Source organism: Arthrobacter sp. zg-Y40 (assembly GCF_020731535.1).
GTDB lineage: Bacteria > Actinomycetota > Actinomycetes > Actinomycetales > Micrococcaceae > Arthrobacter_B.
In genome coordinates, this window is record NZ_JAJFZS010000011.1 from 149,450 (window position 1) to 175,368 (window position 25,919).

Genomic DNA, 25,919 nt, shown 5'->3' on the forward strand with positions numbered 1-25,919 from the left:
CGAGACTCACTGCACGACCAGCGAGACCGTGGTAGCCCTGATTTATACATGCGTACGAATGAACCCGGGAGCGAGCCAGCCGCGGTATATTCTGGCAAAGCGGCGCCAGGGGAGGGGTCGCTTGAAGCGTAGGGAAGTGGCATGGCGTTATCCAACCGGGAGTTCATCGGGCGAATCCTGGAAATCTTGTCCAAGGGGCTGGAACCCTACATCGATCGGGCGATGGCCGAAGTGTCGCCCGGAGTCGATTGGCCGTCGCTGCTGTCCCGGAAGGATGAACTGGCGGGCCGCGGCCTCAAGACGTACAAAGCCAACGACGTCCAGACCCAGCTCCGCATACTCACCGAACGCTTAGGGACGCTTGGCTACCCGTTTGCCCTCCCGCAGGAAGCCGGTGCCTATGCCAAGGAACTGCGCCAGGTCCGAAACAACTGGGCCCACAACGAGCCGTTTTCCGACGACGACGTCGCACGGGCCATCGATACGTCCCTGCGGTTGATGCGGTGGATGCGGCTGGACAAGCAGGCTGCGGCAGCAGAGCAGCTGCTCAAGGACTTTCGAGAAGCCGGCACAGCAGCTCCGGTCCCCTCTGCCCCCGCCCCGGTCCCCTCTGCCCCCGCCCCGGTCCCCTCTGCCCCCGCCCCGGTCCCTGCCGCACCGCGCCCCCGTGCAGTGGCTCCTACCCCAATCCAGGTCCCCTTGTCCCTTGATAAAGAGGATCTGCCTGCGCCAACCCCCGTCCCTTTGTCCTTGGACAAAGAAGTGCCCCTGCCGCCGGCCCCAATGGTCCATCCTCCGCAGGGAACTACCATCAGCCTCGAGACCGCCTCCGAGCTCAGCTATGCCATGTCCTACAACGGCGGGCAGGTAATCAACAGGCTCGTCGTCGCTAACCCGGGGCCGGAGCTCCGCGGTGCGGTGCTGGAGCTCAGCCTCACAGCAGAAATAGGCCTCGTCTCCCGGACCAGCGAGCACTACCTGGACATTCCCGCCGGTGGTTCCGTCACCTTGTCCAGCCCCAATCTGCAAGGCGATCCCGCCGCCATGCTGCAGCTCGAAGACCGCCAGCGCGGCACCGTACGTGCCGAACTTAGGGTGGAGAACGACGTCGTTGCTTCCGCCAGCCGGGACATCGAACTCCTGGGGGCGCAGCACTGGAAGCTGCGGCGCGGACTGCTGGCGCTGGAATCCCTCGCCGCCTTTGTCCAGCCCAACCATCCGGAAATTGCGAAGCTCTGCTCAGAAGCGTCCGACCTCTTGAAGGCCGAGACTGGCAACAGCGCGCTGAACGGCTACCAGTCCGGCTCCGAACGGGCAGACGCGATTGCCTGGGCCATCTTCCGGGCAGTACAGAACCGCGACATCCGCTACAGCGAACCTGCGCCGTCCTGGGGCCAGCACGCCCAGCGGATCCGGACGCCGGAACAGGTTCTCAATGGCCAGTTCGGCACCTGTATGGATACCACCGTGATCCTTGCCGCGGCGTTGGAATTCGCCGGCCTTCAAGCGAACCTCTGGCTGATGGACGGTCACATTTTCGTCGGCTACTGGCGCGATGAACGCAATTTCCAGACCCCCGCACTGGAAGAAGCCGCCTACCTGGTCAATGAAGTGGACCTCGGCAACATCCGCCTCATGGAATCGACCATGGTCACGGACGGCGGTGAAACCCTCCGGCCGCAAGACGTGCACGACGCCGCGTACAAGCGCTACCTCACGGGAGAGATGGAGGACGTCCGCGGGGTGGTGGACATCTTCGGTGCCCGCAGCGCGGGGATCCGACCCATCCCTGCCAGGCTCACCAACGTGGGCGGAAAAGTCAAAGTCTACGAGTACACGCCTCCCCGCCCGGTAACCCCATCCGTGCCCCAAGCCCGTACCAAGGGATCAAAGGACAGGGCGGAAGCCAAGCAGCTTCCCCCACGTATCAGCCAGTGGAAGAACGCGCTGCTTGACCTCAGCTTGCGGAACCGGCTCATTAACTTCACCAAGACCGCGCGCTTCCCGCTGGCCGTACCGGACAGCTGGATAGGGCAGTTCGAGGACCTGATCAGCGCCGGCACACCCATCACGCTGGCTGCCTCCGACGACGTGGCCGCCATGCAGCGCGAACGAGGCATCCGCTACGGCCGTGACCTGCCGCAGGAACAACTGGCGGACATGATGGTCAAGCGCCATGCTGTGTTTGCCGACGTCACCGAAGCCGGCTACCAGACGCGGATGCGCAACCTGGCCTACAAGGCACGAACCCTGGTCGAGGAAACCGGCGCGAACAACCTGTACCTCGCGCTGGGGTCGCTGGTATGGAGCCTGGACGGGAAGGAACTCCGGTCCCCGCTGGTCCTGGTGCCGGTACAGCTGCGCCCGACGTCGAAACAGGGTCCCTACGAAGTTGTCCTGGACGAAACAGGCGGCTCGACGCCGAACTACTGCCTGCTCGAAAAGCTCCGCATGGAACACGGGATGGAGATCCCCGGGCTGGCGGATCCGGAGGAAGACCACTCCGGCATCGATTTGGACGCTGCGTTGGGCGCAGTGCGCTCCGCTGTCCAGGCCAAGGGGCTGCCGTTCCGGGTGGAACCCACCGTCGACCTGTCCATCCTGCAGTTCGCCAAATTCCGGCTCTGGAAGGATCTGGACGAGCATTGGGAGGAACTGGCGAAGAACCCACTCGTTCGCCATCTGGTCAGCACTCCTACTGATCCGTTCACTGATCCGGTCACCACAGGCACTGGCGAAGACCTCGACGAACTCGCAGCACGGGTGCCCATCCCGGCCGACTCATCCCAACTGCAGGCCATCTCCGAAGCAGTGGCAGGAAAGACCTTCGTCCTGGAAGGTCCTCCCGGCACCGGCAAGTCCCAGACCATCACCAACTTGCTAACCCGCGCCGTGGCCGACGGCAAACGCGTCCTTTTTGTGGCCGAAAAGCGCGCCGCGCTGGAAGTTGTGCAAAAGCGGCTCAACGACGTCGGCATGGGTGTCTTCGCTTTGGACCTCCATGACAAGGGCAGCAAACCGGCCGCGGTCCGGGAACAGATCCGGCGCGCCCTGGACCACAACGCAGACCCGGACCGTCAGGGCCTCGACGCCGCAGTGAGCGAGCTCAATAAGGCACGGCGCGGACTTGTTCGCTACGCTGCCCGTCTGCATGACGAAAACAACGCCGAACTCTCGCTCTATAGCGCCCGGACCAAGGAACTCGCCGTTGGGGATGAAACCGAGCCGCTCGCCGTCCCGGAAGCCTTTGTCGAAAAGACCAGCATCGACCGGCTTCAGCAGCTGCGAAGCCTGCTGGCCGAACTCCCTGACGTGGCCGATCCAGCCTCCCCGGGAGACCGCACCCCTTGGGGGTTCATTGACCGCCCCCTCACGAAAAACAAGACGGAGGCAGTGAGCTATGCAGCCCGCCGGTTCCAGTCCGCCCTGGACCGGACCACGGGCGATCAGGAATTCGCCGGGGTAGTGGAATCGGCCCGAACCGTGGCCGACCTGGCCAAACTCGGGGAGGTGCTGGCTGCCGGCACTTTGGACCTGGACCTGCTGGACGAGGTGGCCTCCAGTCGATGGAACAACGCCATCGAGGGACTGGGCAGCCATGTCACGGCCTTTATCGGTGCGGCCCACCCTGGTTTGGACAAGGTGGTGCCCGAAGCCGTTGACCTTCCCATGGCAGATCTCCATGCCCAGGCGGTCGCCGCAGCGGAGTCCGGCTTCTTTGGGCGGAAGAAACGGCTGATCGCCGTCCGCGACCAGTTGGCGGACTACATCCGGCCCGGCGTTGTGGTGAAGCCCAAGGAAGTACCTGCCCTTACCGAAGCACTGCTCACCGTCCAGAGCGCAACGCGTGGCCTGGCCGGCGAGGCTGCGTCGGTGCCGGGCGTTCAGCTGCCGGAGTCCTGGAACCCGCTGACAGACGCGGGCTTGCAGATGCTGAACCACTCCGTGGACTGGCTCCGTTGGGCGTCGGACCTCGTCAAGGTCACCGGCAGGCCGGGCGAGCAGGCGTTCCTGGAGATCCTTCGCACTTACTTGCGGAAGTCTCCACAAGTATCCGAGGAAATGGAAAACGCCGCGGCGGACCTCGCGCAGGCGGCAGCCGACCTGTTTAGGGCTGCCGGGGTTGGTCCGAAGGATCTGGCTACCTGGCTGGGTGGCTCCACGCTGGTGGAGCGCTGGAACCAGACCAGCCGCGGCCGCGACGTCGAGCGAGCCGGCCTTCCGTCACTGGCCCGTTGGCTGGACTTCATCAGGGCGCTTGAGCCCCTGAACAGCGCCGGTCTGGGGGAGGTCCGGGAGCAGCTCAAATCAGGGACGATTCCGGCCGACGACGCCGTCAGCGCCTTCGAACGCGGTCTCGCCTTGGCCGCCCAAAGCGAGCGTTCGGCGGCCACCGGCCTGGAGCGGTTTGAGGCACGAAGCCACGAAAAGATGATCGACCGCTTCATCACCCGTTCGGCCGCTATCCGGCAACAGCTGAAGGTCGCTGTGCCCGCTGAAGTACTGGCGCAGCGCAGCTTCAATCCGCAGTCTGGTGCGGGACAAATGGGTAAGCTGCACCGCCAGCTCAGCGTCAAGCGCGGGATGAAGGTCCGTCCCCTGCTGGAGAACTTCGGGGAACTGATCACCCGGATTACCCCCTGCGTGCTGGTCAGCCCGGATTCGGTGGCCCGCTTCTTCCCTGCACGGGCCGATTTGTTCGACCTCGTGGTCTTCGACGAAGCATCACAGATCCGGGTGGCCGACGCCGTCGGTGCGATGGGACGCGGACGTTCCGTCGTCGTCGTCGGCGACAGCAAGCAGATGCCGCCCACCTCCTTCGCCGAAACCAGCCTGGACCGGGACGACGAAGAGGACGACGCAGCGGACACCGTGGCGGATGAGGAATCGATTCTCTCCGAATGTGTCTCGGCGCGGGTTCCGCGCCACTGGCTGACCTGGCACTACCGCAGCCAAGACGAGTCGCTGATCGCCTTCAGCAACCAGCAGTACTACGACAGCAAGCTCTCCTCGTTCCCGGCACCGGTACACGGCAGTGCCAGTGCCGATGTGGACGGGTACGGCGTGAACTTCATCCGCGTTGCCGGCGGGCACTTCAACCGGACCGGCAAAGGCAAGCTGCTCCGCACCAACCCGGTGGAGGCGGAGGCTGTGGTGGCGGAGATCCGCCGCCGTTTCCATGCATCGCCGCACGTGTATCCGTCGGTTGGCGTGGTGACCTTCAACCTGCAGCAACGCGCCTACATCGAGTCGTTGCTGCGCGACGCCGATGACCCCCGGATTGCGGAGGCTTTGGACGCGCCGGACGGGCTCTTCGTGAAGAACCTGGAAAACGTACAGGGGGACGAGCGGGACAGCATCCTGTTCTCCACCGGTTTCTCGAAAAACGAGAAGGGTTACCTGCCGCTGAACTTCGGTCCGCTGAACCGCAGCGGCGGCGAACGCCGCCTCAACGTTGCGGTCACGCGTGCCCGGCGGCAGGTCATCGTGTTCTCCAGCTTCGACCCCTCCGACCTGCGAGCCGAGGAGACCTCGTCGCTGGGTATCAAGCACCTGCGCAGCTACCTGGACCTGGCAGCTGGCGGTACCGATGCCCTGCCCTCCGACGGGCGGCGCAAGCCCGCCGTGGACCGGCACCGGGAACAGATCGCCGATGCCCTGCGTGAACGGGGGCTGGTGGTTTCCACCGACGTCGGGCTGTCCGACTTCAAGGTCGATATCAGCGTGGCGCTACCCGAGGAACCGGAGCGCCCGTTGATGGCGGTGCTGTTGGATTCGCCGGTCTGGGCTGCCCGCGGCACTGTGGGGGACAGAGACGGGCTGCCCACCGATGTGCTTTCACGGATGCTGCGGTGGCCGTCGGTCCAGCGGGTGTGGCTGCCGGAGTGGCTGTCCGATTCAGCAGCGGTGCTAGACCGGTTGGAAAAGGAGATCCGGCGGGAAGACCTGCTGACGGAGCCCGAGGTTGAGGTGCCGGAGCCGGTCGTGGCGCCGGTTCCCGCGGCACCTGCGGCCCAACCGTTGGTCAAGGCCGCGCCGGCGCTTCCAGCGCCTCCGGCTGCTCCGGTCTCGAACGGTCAGCCGTACGTCCCGTGGTCCTACCGGGGAACCGGCGGCATCGAGTATCTGGACAACCTCAGCTCATCTCCCCGCGCCCGCGAAACGGTGCGTGCCGTGCTGGAAGCGATTGTCGAAGCCGAAGGGCCCATTCATACGGCGCGGCTAGCGAAGCTGGTCTGCGCCGAGTTCGATCTGAACAAGGTGAGCGGCCAGCGGGCAGATTCCGTCCTGAAGCTGATCGACCGTAAAAAGTTCCGTGTGGATCGGGACGAGTTCGTCTGGCCTACGACGCTCGATCCACAGACCTGGGAAGGGTACCGGGAAGCCGACGAATCCGATCCGCGCAAAATCGAGCATGTCAGCCTGATCGAAGTCGGTAATGCCATGGCGGAGCTCTGCCGGGATGCCGCCGGATTGGCCCCCGACGAACTCAAGAGACAGGCAGTCCGGGTGTTTGGAGGCAAGCGGGTGACCGAAGGTATCGGGCAGCGGCTGGGCGAGGCACTGATTGCCGCGCTGGATTCCAGGAAATTGGGGATCACGGGTAACGGCTTACTGCTGCCGGGCAGCCGCGGCGGTGCGTGAGGGGCGAAACCGCTGGCCCACCAGCGTTGGGTCCCGGAGGAGCCCTGTTCTAGTTCCAGCGCCTTAGCTGGAACTAGAACAGGGCTCCAAGGGACTCTTCGATCTTCGAGACCTGATGGTAGCCAAGCGTGACCAGGGTTTCTCGCTCGAAGATTGTCACTCTAACGAGCAGTTGGCAGGCTTCCGGCCTGACCTCGGAAATAACGCCGTAAAGGGTTTCAAAGGGGCCGTCAAGAATCGAGACCGATTCACCGATTGTGAAATTCACGTCAATGGCCTGTTGATGATGTTCTTCGCTTTGGGATCCCTGTGTGGTACTGGCTTCTTGTAGCTCTTGCTTGGCCGCGGCCGGCCCCGGCGCCACGGTGGACGCCTGCGGCGGGTGGCTGTCGTAGTAGTCCTCAAGGACCGACGAACGGGAGGGATGCGCAAGTTTTGCCATCGTTTTCTTCTCAATCTGTCGAATACGCTCCCGTGTAACACCGTAGACTTTGCCAATCGCATCCAATGTCTTAGGTTCGCCGTCCGTTAGACCGAACCTCATGGCAACAACACCGGCTTCTCGTTCCGACAGCGTATCTAGCACCGAATGAAGCTGTTCCTGGAGCAATGTGAAACTTACGACTTCGAGCGGAGTCTGATCGTAGGGGTCGTAGATAAGGTCCGCGAGCGATTCATCGCCCTCAGTGAGGCCCGGGACCTGAAGATTCAAGGAAAGCGGAGCGTGCCCGTACGACTGCAGCTCCTCGACCTTCTCAACACTCAGATCCGCGCGTAGGGCCGTTTCCTCGGGTAAGGGTTTACGCCCAAGCTCCCGTGCGAGCTGGCTCTGGATTCCCCTTAGCTTGTTCATGGCTTCCACCATGTGAACCGGGATGCGGATGGTGCGGGACTGATCGGCCATGGCTCGGGTGATGGCCTGCCGGATCCACCAGACGGCGTAGGTGGAGAACTTGAAGCCCTTGGTGTAGTCGAACTTCTCCACCGCACGGATCAGGCCCATGTTGCCTTCCTGGATCAGGTCCAGGAAGAGCATGCCGCGGCCGGTGTAACGCTTGGCCAGCGAGACCACAAGCCGAAGGTTGGCCTCAATCAGGTGGTTCTTGGCGCGCTTCCCGTCGTGGGACACCCACTGCAGTTCGCGCTTCAGCTTCGGATCCATGCGCTTGTCGGCCGGGAGAAGCTCGTCGGCGGCAAGCTTTTCGTCGGCCAACAGGCCGGCCTCGATCCGCAGTGCAAAGTCGATTTCTTGGCTCTCGGTGAGTAGGGGAGTCCTCCCGATTTGGCGTAGATAATCACGGACCTGATCGACATCAACATCTGAAGATTGTTCATCCAGATCGTCGACCACCGGTTCCAGCACTTCCGGCTGGAATACTGAATCTCGTAGGTCATCTTGGAAGCCCTGACCGATTGGAGGAGCGGCTGCTGCTTCTCCGCCGGGACCCGAATCGGGCGGCGGATACGCCAGGAATGCAATGAGCCGGTCCAAGTCTCGAGAGATGTCGAAGTACTCAAGGTCCCTTGCATGCGGGAGGACGCGGCCGAGGTGCTCGTCCCCGCGGATAGCGGGATCCTCGACGGTGCCGTTGGCATAAAAGACGACTAGGCGGCCATGACGCCCATCGGCCTTCTTGCGAATGATGCGGCCCAGGCGCTGGACCATCTGCCGCTGGCTACGATTGGCAGCGACGATTATCCCCAGATCGGCTTCGGGAACATCGATGCCTTCATCCAGTATTCGCGGAGCTGCGAGTACCTGGGAAACGCCGGTGCGGAATTCTTCCATGTTCAAGGTCCGCTCTGCCTTATCCATTCCGCTGTACAGGGCGGATGCACGGCAACCGGCTCCATCGAAGATGGATTGCGCTGCGCGGGCGGACGCCTGGGTCTGGGTAAAGATAAGCGTCCCCTTCGAGGCTGCAGCGGTTTCCCGAAGGTGGGACATCGCGGCGTTCTTCGCTTCGGTTTCCGCAAGGAGCGCCAGCCTCGCCGCCATCGCCTTCATGTACTTGCGGGCCAGAGTGGGGCCCAAGCCCACGTCCTTGGATTCGGCCAGTTTGCCCACCGCAGCTATGAACTCAGCAAAGCGACGCCGCGAGATGTTTTCATACCGCTCCAACCACCGGCCGGCGTCGTTCATCACTTCCGTGTGCTTGAGGTACTCAGCCATCTCTGCGGGTGCAAGGTCTACCCCCACCAGAGCCACAATGAAGGGAGAAATCACCTCATCACGCAGGGCACGGTCGTACCAGAGGGAGTAGATCACTCCCCCGAAGAACGGATCAAGCCTGTCGGTGTGGCCGCCGTCGGTGCGCTCGTATGTGGCGGTGAGTCCTAGGCGCCAGTCGAATCCGTCCTGCAACGCATTCTCGAACATCGGCGATGCGTATCTATGGCACTCATCGGCTATGAGAAGTCCAGCCTTGTGGCTGGCGAGAAGCTCCCTAGTCGCGGCTGAATGGACAATGGCCACCAGCACATCCACTGTTGCCAATGAGTCCTGCCGTCCGTTCCCGAGGCTGCCCCGCCTGATATTGGGAAGAGCCTGTTTCAAGGTGCGGACCCATTGGTTCTGGAGCTCAGCCGTGGGTACGAGCACGAGCACCTTGAACCCTTTTCGAAGGGCATCCGAGGCAGCTGTGATACCCACGCGTGTCTTTCCAGCGCCCGTTACCGCTTCGACTACGCCCCGGCGCGCCTGGCTTCTCCAGGCATCGACCGCCTCTTGCTGCCAGGCATACAGGCCCGGGTAATCGACTGATGCAGGAAGCTCGTGCCGATAAGGCCCGCCGTGTACGTTGCTCGGTAGTGACCGTACCGAACCGCCTATCGCTGAATTGAGTGTGTTTTCCCCAACCCGCGCCTGACCGTTAAACATGCAACCCCCCTAGAAGCATCTGAGCCCAACTGTAATCTTCACCACGGACATTTTTGTTCTGCCGAAAGCGGTGGCTTCCTAGAATGGGGTTGTGGCAGACTTCATGGACCCAGGGCAACGCAGCGCCCACATGGCCAAAATCAAGTCAAAGAACACCAAACCCGAGCTACTCCTGCGGAAAGGTCTTCACGCTCTGGGGTACCGGTACCGGCTACATGACCGGAAATTGCCGGGAAAACCAGATCTCGTGTTTCCCAGCCGCAAGAAAGTCGTTTTCGTGAATGGGTGCTTCTGGCATGGCCATGAGTGTCCGGTGGGGTCGCGCCTGCCCAAGTCCAACACCGAGTTCTGGCGGGATAAGCGGGCGAAGAACCAAGCCAGGGACCAGCGGCAGCTAGCCGCACTGGACTTCTTGGGATGGGAAAGCCTCGTGGTGTGGGAGTGTGACATTAAGGCATCGCAGGGAGTTCCCGCCTCGGTGAGGGAGTATCTCGGCGAACCAACAAAAGCGCCCCCGAGCGCCGGTTAAGGAGCATATGCAGTCCAGGCTGGGGTACGTCCTGGACTTCTGTCCGTACCGTACGGCAGAATGGGACGGTGATGAAATATATTGACCTTTTTGCCGGCTGCGGCGGCCTGTCCCTCGGTATCGAACAGGCGGGCGGCGAGCTGGTACTGGCTGTCGAAAAATCCGATATGGCAGCCCGCACCTTCTACCACAATCTGGTAGGTGACGCCTCTGATATTTCGGGCTGGATGCGCCACGTCAACTCACCTGTTAAGGAACAGGCAGCAGCACGTGTAGTAGTGCGGGAGCTTTCTGCCCTCCTCAGCGACGAAGAGGTCATGAACGAGATTGCAGCTGAGGGGATCGATCTGGTGGTGGGAGGACCTCCCTGCCAGGGTTTCTCGCTCGCTGGTCGTCGTAACCCTGCAGACGCAAGGAACAAGCTGCCCTGGGAATACCTTCAATTCGTAGAAAAGGTCCAGCCGAAAGCCGTAGTTATTGAGAACGTCGTAGGCATGAACCAGCGGTTCTCTGAAGACCTCGAATCATCATTCGTGCAGCTGCAACAGGCCCTCCGGGAAACAGCACCCGGATACGAGGTTCAAGGAGTGCATGTCAATGCGATGCACTATGGTGCCCCACAGCACAGGCCACGGCTTATGATCATCGGCCTGCGTTCAGACATCGCCGCCGCCAAGGGGATCGCATCCGACGGCACCCTTTGGCGGTCCGGATTCGTAGACGAGATAGGGGACGTGCCTCCCCTTGCCCCACAGCCGACGATCACCCGTAAATCCCTGCGCACCGTCCGCCACGCCGTGGCCGATCTCCAGGACGGTGAACCCAATCGCGGAAACCGTGAATACCTGGCTGACCTCAAGAACAAGGAGGACATCTGCCGGTTGCCGCGTCAGGGGCGGGTCCTGAACCATGTCACTCGGAAGCATGCGCCAAAGACCACCCAGCGTTTCCGCCTCTACCAGTACCTTGGCGCCGAGGGCCTGGATCAAAAGGTTGTCTCCAAGGTTGCCGCACTTCCGTTTTCCGATGCACAGCTGTACGCGAAGACCCAGCTGGCCGGAGCAACCATGCCGGCGGAGTCCCCGGACGGTTCCCGGCTCGCGAGCAACCTTGAAGAGCTCGTGGATCTCGTCATTGAGCTTGGTACCAAGAAACACTCACAGAAGGTCCTCGGATGGGACATGCCGGCCCGGACGGTCGTCACCCTCCCGGATGACTACGTCCACCCAGAGAAGCCTCGGATCTTCACCGTGCGCGAGCTGGCCCGTTTCCAGGGGTTCCCCGACAACTTTGAGTTCCTCGGCAAGGAAACGACCGGTGCGCAGCGTCGTAAGGTTGAAGTTCCCCAGTATTCACAGGTTGGAAATGCCGTTTCGCCGTGGTTATCTAATGCGGTCGGACGAAAAATAGCGGAGGTCATTGCCTAATGGCGCCAATGGGGGATTTTACCGAGATCGAGCGTGCCAACCTCGCCAGTCTCGATGAACTAGGTCTCGAGTATGCACTCTTGTCTCCAACGAAGACGGGCCTTGAAAAGTCCATCCTCGATGCCACGTGGGAGTACCGAGGATTCCTACATCGACACGGCATCCACAATTACGGCAAGCAGCTAAACGGTCCTGAATACAAAGTATCGGTGACAGCAACGCTTCTCGACCCTGCTGGCGAGCTGATCGAGACCAAGGCAAACTTCTACCGGTCTGCCACGAGGGGCGATACTCGCCTGTGGGTCACCGGACTTAATGCGCATTGCGAAGGTGGCGAGGTCATTGCGAGCATCGTGGATGCTGGCCGTTTAGTCCTGATAAACGTGTCGCGTGGTTCTTTGGAAATCGAGACTGCCACGGATGCAGCAAAAAGTGGGGGAAATATGCAGGATTCAGTGGATTATTGGGGTGCGCTCCGAGAACTTTGGAGTAGATCGACAGGAGGATCCGACGTCGCTGCGCGGCCTTCCGATTCCGTTGAATCCTTCTGGCCTACCGCACCCCGGGCGGCAGGGGTCGATGAGGCAACAGAGTGGTTCAGTGACGGACTCCGAAACGGTGGTCTTCCCCGGATGCTCTTCCTCATCGGAGGACCCGGCGCAGGGAAGTCCCATGCGGCAGCGGCAGTGGTATCGGAGTGGCAGGAGTCCAACGCCCGAAACGACGGCCTCGCGCACAGGACTTACGAATACGCGGTCGGCCCTTCCCGTAATAGCCGGCTGGTCGTCATCAACGATGCGACCATCCGTAACCACGGGCAGGAACACGGTTCACTTATCGTCGATGCCTCGAACGCTGCGCGAGAAGGCGCAAACCTCCTCGCTTGCGTGAACCGCGGCATCCTTGTCGAAGAATCGACCGGGCGACTCACGGAGTCAGAGGATTCCGAAGCAGGGGCATGCCTCTTGGCGTGGCTCCACACCGGAAAATATCCCGAAGGACTGTGGAGGATTTCCCCTAATATTGAGAAGGACTATCTGAAGGCCGGCACCCTTACAGAAGGCGGTGCCCCACGAGCGGAGATCCTGGCCGTCTATTTGGACACCTGTTCCATGATGGAAGCCAGCCCGGAAGTGCAAATAACCCAGAGTGAGACTTCCACTCCTCGGATTCAGGCAAAGGGATACGCCGTTCAGGATTACCTCGAGCGGGCAACACAGCCACGGGAAACGCCGGCCGGGATTCTATTCTCGGCAGTGGCTTGCATTCTGCAGCAGGCAAAAGAACGCAGTGCCGATACAGGTCTGGTAGACCCTATTGCCGCAAACATTGAGGCACTAGGCCAACCGCGACTCCGGACGAATCTGATGTCTATCCTGCGCGGTGCCGAGATTGCCTCTACCCAGCGGATGACCTTCAGGGAATTGTGGGGCGCTATCACTCGGAGTTTCATTGGCGAGCTGCCGAGCAGGATATCCCAGGACGAATTACCGTCGTTCTTGAGGGAAAACCAGCCGGACGCCACCGCCGATGCGCAATCGCAGTTCAACTCGTACAGGCGTCTGGCAGAACTCAGGTACACACAGTCGATTTTCGGCGCTCGAGAGCCGTATGAGCCGTTGTCAAATCCCATCACCCGTCTCACACACATCGTCGACCCGACAAAGGACGCTCGCCCCGGGTACTTCGACGGGTCTTGGGATACAGGCTGGGCGACTCCGGTTTCTGACGCGTTTACCGGCTATATGACAGACGGTTCCCCGATAGCCAGTCTGGAATCAACCCTCCCAGATGGAGACTCCTTCCGCGCGGCCATCACAAGCTTTGACCGGGCCCTCGACGCCAGCTTCGTGGCGTTGGTAGGAGAGCCGACAGTCTCGGATGCCGCACGCTACGACGCTATTTCCTGGTACGGGGATTATCTCACTCGCTTATATGCGGTTGCTAACGGAATCCCCGCTTTCCGGGCCGAAATTGTTCTGTGGACGCAGACCTGGGATCAGGCCCCGGTGGTGCCTGATCAGCTTGATGCCCGGCTGCGGACACTCCTCCGACCTTCAAGCCGCCCCGGAGAGTATGGAGCGTCATCGATGATTCCGGTTTTCGACAGCCGAACGAACCCCATCCGAGGGACACAGGTCCAGCCTAAGCTCGCGCTCAAGCTCGGGGACATAGCGATGGACACGGCGGCTGCGTCCGACTCGGTTGTCCTGCACCTGTCCGAGCATGCACAACGCGTTGCTTCTATTGCGCTGGACTTTTCCCTCATTCGGGAAGCGCTGGCTTCCAACGATGGATATGCGGGGGTGACGGAATTGACTGACGCTACTTCTCCGCGTCTGGAACGATTCCGCGCAGCCAGGCTGGTGCCTGCCCAACTGGCTGGTGCGCACTACAGCGTGGTCACTAACGATGAAGAATCAAACCTTAGCGTGAGGGGCTAGAAGAACATGTCGATCCAACAGAAGATGATTCTTCCCCTTCCACGGCCGCAATACGTTGCTGTTCCCGAGGCCCTGATCTCTGCACTTGCGTGGAGGGCGTACGACGTGGAGCTCGACGGCGAACCCATCGGCCTCGTCTACCGGGCAGATTTGGGGAACAAGCAACCCAAGACCTTCACCCTCCGGGCAACGGAGCCGGGTAGCAATGAAAGCCTGGCGAAGTTCGGCGAGGCGCTGAAGGACTCCGGTGTGAAGTCGCAGGTTGCTCCGGAGATGCTTGCCCGGGCGGTGCTGAACAGCGTGGTGGGCGTGCGGGCGGAAAAAAGCGGGAAGCAGCCTGCCACCCCGATAACGCCGGGTCTGGCGTTGCTGCAGAATATGCGCGGACTTCAAGGGGCAAAGAATCCGCCAGACCTCGCCGAGATCATGGAAACGATGTACGGACTGGGCGGTGGAGCGAAGTCGGCCCGCGGGAGCATGACCGCCCAGTGGCTCCATGCAACCGCGACGCGAATGGAAATGGACAGTTTGCTTCGGGCGCTGGATGCGGCTGTCGACGGCTCACTGCTGGGGGAGCCCCGCAAGGATGCACGCGAGGATCCTATGGACAAGACTGCCGCCCGACTTGCCGGAAGCAGCGTCCTTGCCGGCACACCGTACTCCTGGCTGGCACGCTCCTGGGACACTCTCACCTCCCGCCCATGGGTCGAGGCCCTGCCTGCCCGGGTATGGGTCGACTGGGCGACGACGGTACTTCGCCTGGGGGTGGGGATGGGGTTCCTGTGGGAAGCTGCCTGGTATGAAACCATTGCCCGAAAGCTTCTGAGGAGTGAAGGTCCTGCTAAGGGCCAGGACCTCGTGGATTGGCTTGCTTCCGAAGTTGGGGAAGTCCTGCCATGGAAATCCTCGCGCTCCATGACGTCAGTTCGGGATGTGGCGCCCGTGCTGAGTTGGCGAATCCATCGAGGAGACAAAATCCGCAGGCTCTTGGCCGACGAGCTTAAGGATTATCCCGCTAGCGAAAACCTCACTCAGGGATGGGAACGCCTTGGTTCAAACGGCGAGCTGCGTTCCGACCTTACCGTGGCCTTGGGCAGCAAGGAAAAAGGCGCCAACAACGCCTGGGAAGCAGTGAAGTATGCACTGCTGACTCGCGACGCCACCGGGCCATCCGCCGACTACTACGGCCTCCTCAGGTCCAACGGCCGATATATGACGGTTGATCCTGGAACCGAGTGGATCGCTGTCGTTGCGAGCTTGGCTTGCGGTATACCAGGGCAGGAGTCCAACGTACGGGATGTGATGGCCTCGCTCGCGGATCTAGGCATGCAACCAGAACTCAACGATCTGGTCGCCCTCCTCGAGAGGGCCGGATTGGCGCGCGGGAGCGCGGATGCGGATCAGGCAGTTATTGTGCAAAGCGCTTTCTCAGGGGGAACAAAATGACGGAATCAGCTGGAATATTCGGACGCGTGCTCGGGCGGCTCCTAGCCAATGAGGACGCATTGACAGCTGCTTACCTTCCGCACGGCGTAAGCGAACGCATGGGCGAAGACATTGTTCGTGCAGCAAACCAGGCCCGGCCCGCCACTCCGCCCTACGCGATCCTCGTCACCGCGGGGACGGAGAACCTTTCCGATACTGAATGCCTGAAGCTCACGTCTCAGTCCGCCATCCAATACCGGCAAGGATCCCGCCTCGCTGTCGTAGTTGGGCGCCACCCGGACCTTGCCTCATTTATCCAGGCGTTCCGCGAGGTGCTTGGACAGGATTTCCCGATTGCGCCGGCTGGTCGGGTCTCACTCTCTGCCATTGCCTCCGAAGCGGTTGACCTGATGCTCTCCGCCGCAGGAAAGCTCGATGCCGCGTACTGGAACAGGGATGCTGCCGTACAACGGTTGGCTTCCTGCCTGAATGATCTCCGCCGCGTCCAAGAGAATCTTCGGCAAGGTTCCAAGGCATGGAATGCCCTGTGGCTTGAGAATGCTTCGGACGGATTCGATCGTTTACACTCAATCCTCGACCACTCCGCCACGCACGAACCAGAGCTGGTTCTGGACGAAGTCTTCGAGCGTTACACCTATGCAGCGTTTGGCCTGCCCAAGGCTGCGAAGACCTCCGGACTGACCAGCAAGCACGGGGTCCTCGTTGACGCATTGGAACAGTGGTGGTCCGACGAAGACCAGGTCCAAATGACGGTCAAGCAGCTCGAGTTCCACCCGGAGACAGCTGGGGAGACGCATCCACTAGGCGGGATGGACTGGGCTGGTTTTGACCAGACGCTAGCTGCGGAAGAGAACACGCTCTCAGCGCTGATCCGTCACGGCAACAACATTCAGTCCGTGCAGGCCCTGGCAGGCTTGACCGAAGGGCAATTCGTCGACCCCCAGAACACGAAAAAGAAGAAGGGGCAGCTGACCCTCCTTTCTGAAGACGGCCACGACCGCGAAATCCCCACCGGCGGCATGGCCCCCTTCCTCCTCGACAGCTTTGTATCCGGAGAGCAGGGCAACCTCCAGCTGATATCAGAAACCGTTCGTATCTTGATCCCCACCCTGACCGCCGTCGATGAGGTGGACGGTAGCCGCCTCGAGCTAACGGTACGGGCACCGAAGACACGTTGGGAGGGGTTCCTTGAATTGGATCCCGAGGGAGACCTGTGGTTCGTCGGCAACCTGATCCGCTCCCTTGGTAAGGAGCCCTTCGCTCACGTTCCCAAGCCTCTTGCCGTCGGTCTTGAGCTTGGTGCACAGGATCCGCTGGCCGGGAGGGTCGATGACTCTGCTACGTGCACCGTCATCCTCAAAGGACCCTTCGGGCCAGGGCTGATTTACTGGCCAGACAAGGGGAAGGCAGGCGCCGGCAAAATAGCGCACCTGGGCCGGGAGAAGTATGGCGCCTCCGGGAGTCTGCCTCCTGTCGACGTGCCTTATTCCGCAGAGCTGCAGGACATCAGAAACCCATATATCGCGGTAATGTGGGACAGCCAGACGTCGGAGGTCCTTGTCGAAGGAAAGGAGGCCGCTCCTCTCGACGGCCGGACCAATGCATGGTGGTCCATGCTTCCGATGGGGAATGCCTCAACGGTCTTGATCGGCGATCAGGCCTTCAACCTAACAACCGCACAGCCAAAGACTGCTTTCCAGTCGCCGGTGGTGGCCGCAGTCCAGAATCAAGTGGTTGGACCAGTCAGCGCGGATCACGACACGCAGAAATCGATCCGTGGCGCGTATGAGTCCTTCCTCTCTGAGGCATTGGAGGATGAGAATGCTGACATGCTCTTGCAGACCATGGGCCATGTCGCCATTCCTATCGACCGGGAAGCCGGTTTCGAAGACCTTTCTCCTGTCCATGGCCTGCTTATGGAAAACAAACTTGGAGCCTTATGGCCCAAGATTTCCGATTTTTCCGTTCCGGCCGAAATTGCCCAATCCGCCGAAGCGGATGAGCTGCGTGAAGCCTTCAAGAAACTAGAGGTGGGAAAAGCGACACGAAGCCGGACAGCCGATGGCGTGGATTTCCGGGCCTGGCCCTCGCGATCATCATGGCGGCACCTGTGGGAAAGTGTCGAGGGTAAAGCTGCGCTACGGCGTTATCTAGACGCGTATGCATCTTTGGTGGAGTTCGCGCGGCAGAGCGGGGATGCGGAGGCAATTTTCTGGGCCACCTATCCGTTTAGCATTTCCGCTTGGAAGACGGAAGGTGGGATTGGTTGCCAATCCATTCTCCTGAGCCCGCTCCATCCCGTCCGTCTGGCATGGGTGGCCGGAGTCGAAAGCACGTTATGGCATGCGTCTAAGGCTGAAGAACTTGCGGGGACAGTAGAAGGCTGGAATATCCCCCTCATCGGGCCGAGGAATAGCGGCAACGGAAAAATGATCGCAGTCCCTACCGACAGCGGAAGCGGTCAGGTTTTCCTTGGTTGGTCGATGCTGGTCGCGGCATCTGTGGACGGTCCAGAACCGCTGGTTGCACCACGAAAGCTCGGTTCCTACCCCGCACCGGGCAATGCCGCAAGCGGTCTCAACGCTACTGCGGCAGCAGCGGCGCTCAGGAACTATCGGAAAATGAATCCCCATGTTTCTACTTTGACGGTCGATCTCGCTGCCTTAACGCCGACGTCTCGACTTAGCGAAGTCGACGATGCCGTGCTATCGACAGTGAAGGAATGGTCAGCCAAGTCCTCGCTTCAGCTGAGTGGCGGAGCGCGTATCTGGGATTCGTTGAACCGTGGAGGAGAGGCGCCAAGGGAAGCCGTGACCAGGCTGGTCAGGGAATCCGGGGGAGTTCCCCTCACTTGGTCGCGGTATCAGCCTTCAAACGGCACATCCAAGGCATGCAATATCCGCATCCTCCAAGATAGTGGCGTCCGATTGGAAGTAGGTGTCGGTGGCCAAGGCAACTATGGGGTTATGGGTAGAACCCCCCTTCGCAGGCTGGAGGCATACCTTCCGCCTTCTACGGGTGCAAGGAAGACTGAATCACACCCTGCGCTCAGGACCGGAACGGGGTGGGAGCCGTTCACCCGCGCACTCATGGCCCTCGAGGGAGCCTCTGTCCAACCCAAGGTCATGTCGAAGCTTTTCAACGCGTTGCTAGTCGACGAGTCGGCGGACTGGACGGTGTCCGGCGAAGCGCTCATGAACCCCAGTGCGATGGCCGAACTCATCAAAACCTCCAGTGGAAGTGCCCAAATGCTTTGGGAATGGCGCCCGCCATTCTTGGAAAAGTCACGGGATGTGCCGGCCTTGGAGCGTCGACCATTTGTCTCCGTGACACGCGTTCCGCAGGGATTCCGCGACCAGATCCGTTCCCTCCTCGCAAAAGCGCTCGGCACTGAACCCTCCGAGAATGCCGTCGACGAGTTATTGGGAAAGCTCGGCTCGCGTGGAGTCGGGCTGTCCTCGCTGTTGTCCATGGGCGGCACCCATGCGTCCGGCGCGCTCGGTTTCTATTTGGCTTTCGCGCTCATGGATTCGGCAACCCCGAACGAAACTGAACAGTTCGTACTCCCGATCGATGCCTGCGATACCTTCCTGCGGGCGCTCTCGGGAGAAGGGGCAAAGGAAAGCTCCTCCCGGCGCGCGGATCTTCTGGTGCTCAGTCTGGACGATACCGGCCTGACATTGACGCCCATCGAGATCAAGTTCTATGGCCTCAAATCCAACGGGGGTAGTAAGACACTGCCCCTGGCGGGACAGTCAACCTTGAATGAAGCGGTCGAGCAGTTGGCGTCCACGATGGAGCTCCTTTCCAAGGTGAAGTCCAGATGGGATGAACTTCGGGACGGCGAGCCAAGCGCGGACCGCGAGCTGTGGGCCAACGCCATGGCCACGCTGGTCGAGACCGGTGTCCGCCTTACTCCGAGCCGGAGCCCTAACCCGGACGCCCTTGCCGACAGGCTTCAGAATGTGGCGCTTGGTGAGTTGGATATCCAGCTGGGTAAACCACTAATCACCTATTTCCTTCATGATGCGGAAACCGAAGCGGGGGAGGGCTTCGCAACCTTCACCGACCGGGCAACCGGGTTTGGCGAATACGGTGCACTGGTCGCTAACGCAGGCGTGGCCCTAAGCCAGGTCGAAGACGGACTGGGTGCCGTGATCGACGAGTGGGCCAGTTTGCTGAAATGGTCTGCAACACAGGACGCCGACGCCGAAGAAACACAATCTCGACCGACTCCCACTCCGACTCCCACTCCGACTCCGACTCCGGCTCCGGCTCCAGCCCCGGCCCCGGCTCCGGCTCCGGCTTCCGTTCCGATCCCGGAACCGGGTATCGAGACTGGGGCTAGACGGCCCAAGGAGGTGCCTGACGGTTCGAATAAATCTGGCACTGCCATAGAGGATGATCAGGATCTGGCCCCGCGGGAGGAAACCCCGCCGGTGGTCAAGCCAACACCGGAGCCCTCTGACCCGATGCCCGAACCCGTTGATCCTGTGCCCGAAGCGGAAGTTGATGGACCTTTCAAGGAAGGCATCCGCGGTGAAGGCGTAATGTTCACGGTCGGCCGGGTACTCAACTCGATTGGCGACAAGGAAGCTGTCTTCTGGCCGGGTAACACTGCCCTGAACCAAATGAACGTTGGTGTAGTTGGCGATTTGGGAACTGGCAAGACCCAGCTGCTCAAGGCCCTCATCACCCAGCTGCGGTCCCAAGCAGCTGAAGCCCAGGAGACGCCGGTCTCTACGCTGGTCTTCGACTACAAGCGGGATTTCCAGGACGAAGAGTTCCTGTCCGCAGTTGGTGGCCGGGTTCTGCGCCCGCAGGGTATACCGCTCAACATCTTTGCGCTGCCTAATGGCTACACAAAGTTGGCGGCGTATCAGCGGGCAACCGCCTTTACCGACATCTTGGCGAAAATCTATTCCGGCGTAGGACCGGTCCAACGCGAGCGGCTGGTTACCGTAATTACCAAGCTCTACGAAGACCAGAATGGAAGGCCGCCTAGGCTGTCCCAAATCCTCGAGGAATACCGGGAAGTAACCGGCACGGCCGACTCTGTAACCAGTATGTTGAGCACGTTTGTTCTGGGAGAGATATTCAGCGATGATCCGGACCATCTGGTCCCCTTTGGTGACCTGCTGGAAGACACTGTCCTCGTAGTCGCGCTCAGTGATTTGGGCGCGGATCAGAACGCGAAGAATGCCCTTGTCGTGCTCTTCCTGAACATGTACTACGACTACAAGCTGCAGAGCAAAAAGTGGCCATATGCCACCTCGGAGTCGGGGGAGCAGTTGCGCCGATTGAACTCATTCCTCCTGGTTGATGAAGCGGTGAACATCATGAGGTACGACTTCCCCGTGCTCATGGACATCATGCTTCAGGGCCGCGAGTTCGGGTTCGGTGTTATCCTCGCTTCACAGTACCTCTCCCATTTCAAGAACACGCACACGAACTATGGTGAGCCGCTACTTACGTGGTTTATCCATAAGGTGCCCAACGTGACGCCCAAGGAACTGGATCAGCTTGGACTTAGCGGTGTGCCGAAGGAGACCGCGGATCGGATCACCAAGCTGAAGGTCCATGAGGCCCTGTATAAATCCTTGGACTTCCAAGGGGTGTTTGTAAGGGGAACTCCGTTTTATGAATTGACCGAATAGCTGTTTGAATACGTACGGCCAACCGGCCGTACGTATTCAAACCGACAGTCATGTTTCATTCGCGCCGCGGTACAACCTGTTAATACCTCCTCAAGGTTGCTTTGGAGTCCTGACACCGTGTCGTCCATGCAAGGTTGATAGAAGTCATTTAAAGGAAGGGGTTATTGCCGGTCGAAGCCCTGTCAGCAAGTCGTCCCAAAGGAACCTAAACCTCAAGTCATTGGCAATCACGCCGAATGGATGCCGAAAAGTCAAAAAGTCGGCAGGTCAATAATTAGTATCCCAGGCAATGCCTACACGTGTTCAGCAGATACTATAAGCCAATGGACATACGGGAATATCTGCAACAAATCGCCGCGGGCTATGCGATGGACTCTCTTCACTCCGAGGGCCACCGCTTGCTGCGGCTTGCGGAGGGTGTCTTCAAGCCGCTGTTACCTGGCGGGCTTAAGGTGGAGGGCAGCGGCGGGAAGGGAACGGCAACGTTCACTCCGTGGATCGGCATTATGGATCCGGACGAGGCCCCTGATCCGGGTAACGGCATCTACCTCTTTTACATGTTCCAGCAGAACCTTACGGAGGTCGTGCTTACCCTGAATCAGGGCATCACCAAACTAAGCAAGAGTATTGGATACAAGGATGCGCGCCCAGTCCTTAGGGAATCGGCAGAACGGATTCGGGCAGCACTCACTTCGGACCTGACAGGTCTGGACACCGAGGTCGACTTTGGCACCGAGCGGCGTCAAGCCGGCTACACGGCAGGAAACATCGCTGCGACCACCTACTCGCTGGCCGACCTGCCGCCGGAGGAGCAACTCATTGAGGATTTGCGCCGGATGGTCGGGCTATACCAGAAGTCTATTGTAGCTAAGCGGGCATTGCTTGTGACTGAGCCCGGAGCGGTTCGGACCGGAAGCCCGGTTGGGAGGCTGGAGCCGGGAGAGTCTGCATATGGATTCAAGCCCAAGGACCGCCAGGACTACCTAGTGCAACTTGAGGGCGGAACCCATCGTCGGCGGGCAGACAGGCATGAGCGCCTTCTGGCTGACTACGCGGAAGTCGCGAAGAGCCTCGGACACCAACCGCGGAACGAACGAGTGCATCCACGGGATCTTACCTTGGAGGCTAATGGAGGGCACTGGCTTGTGGAAGCCAAAGTCATCTATAACGGGAATGCGGCGCAGGCCGTCCGAGCCGCTATTGGTCAGCTCATGGAATACGCGTACGTTCTGTATGAGCAGGAAAATAAACCGCATCTGATGGCATTGTTCACCGAGCCGATCGGGGAGCTGTATGTAAAGTTGTTAGAGGGTCTCGATATCGCCTCTGTTTGGAAGGGCGAAAACGGTTGGCAGGCCTCAGAATCTGCTTTGAAGTTCGGTCTGATCTAAGCTGTTCTTCGGCAAATTTGGAGATGCAATCCTTTGCGGAAGAAGCTGAAGTCGAGATGTTTCATATTTGCGGCCATCGGGATGTCGAGCCCGCAGGACTCCTCCGATTCGGCCCCTGCCCCTCCGTCTGCAAGGATGCTGGTAAGCCTGCTGATAAAGGAGTCACCCATGTCTTCCCCCGTCCCCGCCGCCCCACAAGGCCTCGCCTCCACCTACGGCGTCCACTCCGAGGTCGGGAAACTGCGCAAGGTCCTGGTCTGCGCCCCGGGCCTGGCGCACGAACGGCTCACCCCCACCAACCGTGAAGACCTGCTGTTCGACGACGTGATGTGGGTGGAAAACGCCCAGCGCGACCACGCCGACTTCGTCACCCAGATGACCGACCGCGGCGTCGACGTCGTCGAACTCCACGACCTGCTCGGTGCCACCATGGACATCCCCGAAGCCCGGACCTGGCTGCTGGACCGCAAGATCATCGCCAACCGGGTCGGCCTGGGGCTGGTCGCCGGCACCCGGCTGTTCCTGGATTCGCTGACCGGCGCGGAGCTGGCGCGCTACCTCATCGGCGGGCTGACGACGTCGGACGTTCCCGATGACTACCTCGGCAGCTACGTCGCCCTGGTCCGCGAATCCACCGGCCGGCCGGAGTACCTGCTGCCGCCTTTGCCCAACACCCTCTACACCCGGGACACCACCTGCTGGATCGGCTCCGGGCTGACCATGAACCCGCTGTACTGGCCGGCCCGGCACGACGAAACCCTGCTGATGCAGGCCATCTACCGCTTCCACCCGGACTACGTAGGCGCGAAAATCTGGTGGGGCGATGCGGAAAAGGACTGGAGCCAGGCCTACCTGGAGGGCGGCGACGTCATGCCCGTGGGCAACGGCACCGTGCTGCTGGGCATGGGGGAGCGGACCTCCCGGCAGGCCATCACCCAGCTCGCGCAGGCCCTGTTCAAGGATGAAGCCGCGGAGCGGATCGTGGTTGCCGGCATGCCCAAGCTGCGCTCGGCGATGCACCTGGACACCGTGTTCACCTTCGCGGACCGGGACCTTGCCACCATCCACCCGGCCATCGTGGACGGAATCCACCCCTTCACCATCCACCCCTCGGACAAGGCCCCCGGGATGGAGATCCGCGACCACCGGGACCGCCGCTTCGTGGACGTGGTCGCCGAAGCCATGGGCTACAAAAAGCTGCGCCTGGTGGAGACCGCCGGGGACTACCACGCCACCGAACGCCAGCAGTGGGACAGCGCGAACAATGCCGTCGCCCTCGAGCCCGGGGTGGTGTTCACCTATGACCGCAACACCCAGACCAACGCCGCGCTGCACAACGCCGGCGTCGAGGTCATCCCGATCGTCGGCGCCGAACTGGGCCGCGGCCGCGGCGGCGGGCACTGCATGACCTGCCCGATCATCCGGGATCCGCTCGACTAACAACGACGGCGGCCGGCGGCGGCACGACGCCCCGGCCGCCCCGCCCCAGTAGAATCGACTGATGCCCTCCACCCTGCAGCAGCACACCCCGCAAGCCTCCGCCGCCTCCACGCGCGCGGCGCGCATCGTCACCGAAACAACCGCCCCGACCGTCCTGGTGGGGATCCTCCTGCTGCTCCAGCCCCTGCTCACGCCGGGCGTGACCTGGCTGCAGGGCACCCTCGCGGCGCTGTTCACCGTTGGGCTGCCGTTCGCCGGGATCCTGGTGCTAAAACACCGCGGCAAGGTGAGTGACCACCACATTGGCGTGCGCAGCCAGCGGGCTCCGATCCTGGGTGCTTCCGCAGCGTCCATGGTCATCGGTGCGCTGGTCCTGTTCCTGCTGGATGCCCCGGCGGAATTGTTCGGCGAAATCGGCGGCGTTTTCATCGGCATGATGCTCTGCCTGGTAGCGAACCTGGTGTGGAAGCTCTCGGTGCATTCCGCTGTCGCCGCCTACGTCGGCCTGGCCCTGCTGGCACCGGTCCCGGCACTCGGTGCGGCGCTGGCCCTGCTGCTGGCCTCGGCCACGGGCTGGTCCCGGATAAAGCTCGGCGCGCACACCCCCACGCAGGTCCTGGCCGGTCATGCCGCCGGCTGCCTCGCTTTCGCCGCCGCCCTGTTGCTGCCCTAACCACTCACGCGGGCTGCACGTTGTTCCTCTCCACAGTCTTCTGGGCGGCAATGTTCCGTCCATGAAGGACCAGCGCAATAACGATCAGCGGGACGTGAATCGCGGGAAGGTTCTTCGCCAGCCGGTGCGGGAGATAGATGTCGGTGACCGATCCGGTTTCGTCTCCCAGATCCCGCGCCACCGCCGTAAGCGGGCAGTGAAATCCGTTGCCGGCGAAGATCAAGGTCTCAGCAGCGACCACCGCGGCCGCGGCCCCTGCCCTGCGGTCGGAGCGTTTCCGTATTCCGGCGATCAGCACGTAAAGCATGCAGCCCTCAACGGTTAACCACACGAACGTGTGAAACGCCTTCACCGCCCGGAGCAGCAGCCTGCGCTTATGCATGCCCCATTATCGTGTCGGTTCGGAGAGCGACCACCTTCGCTCCTCAGGCGCCCCCGCCCACTCGCCACGCCACTGCCCCCCCACCGACTCCCACCCCAACGTGCGATAAAGTCGGTTCAGTCTCTTTCCATAGACGCAACTTGTGAAACACGGACGCGTGAAACAACAGGGGGAAGCAATGCCAATGCGTTTTCGGAAGCCGAAGCGGGCAACCTCGAAAGCGGTAGTCGACGCCCTGGAGCTGGACGAGCACGTCACCTTCGATGACCTGCTCGCCGCCGTGACGAAAACGCACGGCAAACCCATTGAACTGCGCGACATTGACTCCTCCGTGATCCCGTCCGTCACCGGGCTCTGGATCGAGAAGGAAACCAAGTCCATCATCCTGCTGCCCTCCGGCGACCACCGGCTGCACCGCACGCACGCCGCCTGCCACGAATTCGGGCACATCCTGCTGCGCCACCGCGGCTGCGGGGGAGTGGAAACCACCATGCCCTCGGTGTTCCAGCACGTCGGCAGCCGGCAGGGCATCCGCCGGATGCTCGCCCGGTCCCTGGACTGGAACGAAACAGAACGTGCCGCCGAACAGGTCGCCTACCTGCTCTCCATGGCCCTGCTGCCCGAGGACTGCGACAGCGACAGCACCTTTGAACGAACCTTCCGGTAATTACCCTGTAAATCCTGCCCGGCCGCCGCGCTGTGGGCAGTGGTTCCCCTGCCGGGGAGGGCGGGCCCTGCTCAACCTGGTTGTCCACCTTGGTTGCGCACCCCCTCGGCAGCACCAATCTGCCCGCGTCGCTCCCAACCCCGCACATCTCGGTTGACCCTGCCCGGACGCCTCCATAGCGTTCCCCCATCACTCGCCGCACCCCCACTGACGGGGCCGGCAGGTCAGCGGCCGGGGCACCCCGTGGGGGACGCAGGGGAGCCCCGGCGGCGTATTGTCCGCACGCCAGTGGCGGCGGATTCCAGCGGTAGCCGCCGCGCCCAGGGGGTGAACGCGG

Annotated in this window: 11 protein-coding genes and 2 pseudogenes; 10 read left to right on the forward strand and 3 right to left on the reverse strand. The window is 61.5% G+C overall.

The genetic code is table 11. The annotated features are described in order from the left end of the window. Nucleotides 1-141 precede the first annotated feature (141 nt). Nucleotides 142-6,645 carry a DUF4011 domain-containing protein gene (locus tag LJ754_RS12175; RefSeq protein WP_227926792.1) on the forward strand — a complete coding sequence of 2,168 codons (6,504 nt, stop codon included), beginning with the start codon at nt 142-144 and terminating at the stop codon, nt 6,643-6,645. 388 nt (nt 6,646-7,033) lie between these two features. Here LJ754_RS12175 and LJ754_RS17050 read toward each other — a convergent pair. Beyond that, nucleotides 7,034-8,818, reverse strand: a pseudogene (locus LJ754_RS17050) (sigma-70 family RNA polymerase sigma factor); the annotation flags it as partial. Nucleotides 8,819-8,869: 51 nt separating this feature from the next. Beyond that, a pseudogene (locus tag LJ754_RS17055) lies at nt 8,870-9,526 on the reverse strand (DEAD/DEAH box helicase); the annotation flags it as partial. Between the two features lie 91 nt (nt 9,527-9,617). Between LJ754_RS17055 and LJ754_RS12185 the strand changes: the two are divergent. The 8 genes from LJ754_RS12185 (at nt 9,618) to LJ754_RS12220 (ending at nt 24,533) form a co-directional block, all read left to right on the forward strand. After that, on the forward strand, nt 9,618-10,055 hold the full coding sequence (locus LJ754_RS12185; protein WP_227926794.1) for a very short patch repair endonuclease: 438 nt from the start codon (nt 9,618-9,620) through the stop codon (nt 10,053-10,055). A gap of 71 nt (nt 10,056-10,126) precedes the next feature. After that, a complete protein-coding gene (locus LJ754_RS12190; RefSeq protein ID WP_227926901.1) occupies nt 10,127-11,482 on the forward strand; it encodes a DNA cytosine methyltransferase in 1,356 nt (451 codons plus the stop codon). After that, entirely contained in the window at nt 11,482-13,926 is a 2,445-nt protein-coding gene (locus LJ754_RS12195; protein WP_227926795.1) for a hypothetical protein, read from the forward strand. The genes LJ754_RS12190 and LJ754_RS12195 overlap by 1 nt, the downstream gene beginning before the upstream one ends. 6 nt (nt 13,927-13,932) lie before the next feature. Further along, nucleotides 13,933-15,372, forward strand: coding sequence for a hypothetical protein (locus LJ754_RS12200; protein WP_227926796.1), 1,440 nt, complete (start codon nt 13,933-13,935; stop codon nt 15,370-15,372). Then, complete coding sequence (locus LJ754_RS12205; protein WP_227926797.1) at nt 15,369-21,029, forward strand: ATP-binding protein; 5,661 nt, start codon at nt 15,369-15,371, stop codon at nt 21,027-21,029. Before LJ754_RS12200 ends, LJ754_RS12205 begins: the two co-directional genes overlap by 4 nt. A gap of 323 nt (nt 21,030-21,352) precedes the next feature. Then, complete coding sequence (locus LJ754_RS12210) at nt 21,353-22,420, forward strand: MrcB family domain-containing protein (protein WP_227926798.1); 1,068 nt, start codon at nt 21,353-21,355, stop codon at nt 22,418-22,420. Nucleotides 22,421-22,588: 168 nt separating this feature from the next. Further along, nucleotides 22,589-23,860 carry an arginine deiminase gene (locus LJ754_RS12215; protein ID WP_227926799.1) on the forward strand — a complete coding sequence of 424 codons (1,272 nt, stop codon included), beginning with the start codon at nt 22,589-22,591 and terminating at the stop codon, nt 23,858-23,860. A 61-nt stretch (nt 23,861-23,921) separates the two neighbouring features. Beyond that, nucleotides 23,922-24,533: a phosphatidic acid phosphatase gene (locus tag LJ754_RS12220; protein ID WP_227926800.1), complete on the forward strand. Its 612-nt coding sequence runs from the start codon at nt 23,922-23,924 to the stop codon at nt 24,531-24,533. 4 nt (nt 24,534-24,537) lie between these two features. Here the strand turns inward: LJ754_RS12220 and LJ754_RS12225 are convergent, their stop codons facing one another. After that, nucleotides 24,538-24,915 carry a hypothetical protein gene (locus tag LJ754_RS12225; protein WP_227926801.1) on the reverse strand — a complete coding sequence of 126 codons (378 nt, stop codon included), beginning with the start codon at nt 24,913-24,915 and terminating at the stop codon, nt 24,538-24,540. A gap of 184 nt (nt 24,916-25,099) precedes the next feature. On the opposite strand from LJ754_RS12225, the gene LJ754_RS12230 reads away from it, so the two are divergent. Next, on the forward strand, nt 25,100-25,582 hold the full coding sequence (locus LJ754_RS12230; RefSeq protein WP_227926802.1) for a hypothetical protein: 483 nt from the start codon (nt 25,100-25,102) through the stop codon (nt 25,580-25,582). The last annotated feature ends 337 nt before the right edge of the window (nt 25,583-25,919 follow it).

Excerpts from the sequence above, each read along its gene's own strand:
- LJ754_RS12200 (WP_227926796.1), top strand. The coding sequence starts at position 13,933 with ATGTCGATCCAACAGAAGATGATTCTTCCCCTTCCACGGCCGCAATAC.
- LJ754_RS12190 (WP_227926901.1), top strand. The coding sequence starts at position 10,127 with ATGAAATATATTGACCTTTTTGCCGGCTGCGGCGGCCTGTCCCTCGGT.
- LJ754_RS12205 (WP_227926797.1), top strand. The coding sequence starts at position 15,369 with ATGACGGAATCAGCTGGAATATTCGGACGCGTGCTCGGGCGGCTCCTA.
- LJ754_RS12175 (WP_227926792.1), top strand. The coding sequence starts at position 142 with ATGGCGTTATCCAACCGGGAGTTCATCGGGCGAATCCTGGAAATCTTG.
- LJ754_RS12225 (WP_227926801.1), bottom strand. The coding sequence starts at position 24,915 with ATGCATAAGCGCAGGCTGCTGCTCCGGGCGGTGAAGGCGTTTCACACG.
- LJ754_RS12230 (WP_227926802.1), top strand. The coding sequence starts at position 25,100 with ATGCGTTTTCGGAAGCCGAAGCGGGCAACCTCGAAAGCGGTAGTCGAC.
- LJ754_RS12210 (WP_227926798.1), top strand. The coding sequence starts at position 21,353 with ATGGACATACGGGAATATCTGCAACAAATCGCCGCGGGCTATGCGATG.
- LJ754_RS12220 (WP_227926800.1), top strand. The coding sequence starts at position 23,922 with ATGCCCTCCACCCTGCAGCAGCACACCCCGCAAGCCTCCGCCGCCTCC.
- LJ754_RS12195 (WP_227926795.1), top strand. The coding sequence starts at position 11,482 with ATGGCGCCAATGGGGGATTTTACCGAGATCGAGCGTGCCAACCTCGCC.
- LJ754_RS12215 (WP_227926799.1), top strand. The coding sequence starts at position 22,589 with ATGTCTTCCCCCGTCCCCGCCGCCCCACAAGGCCTCGCCTCCACCTAC.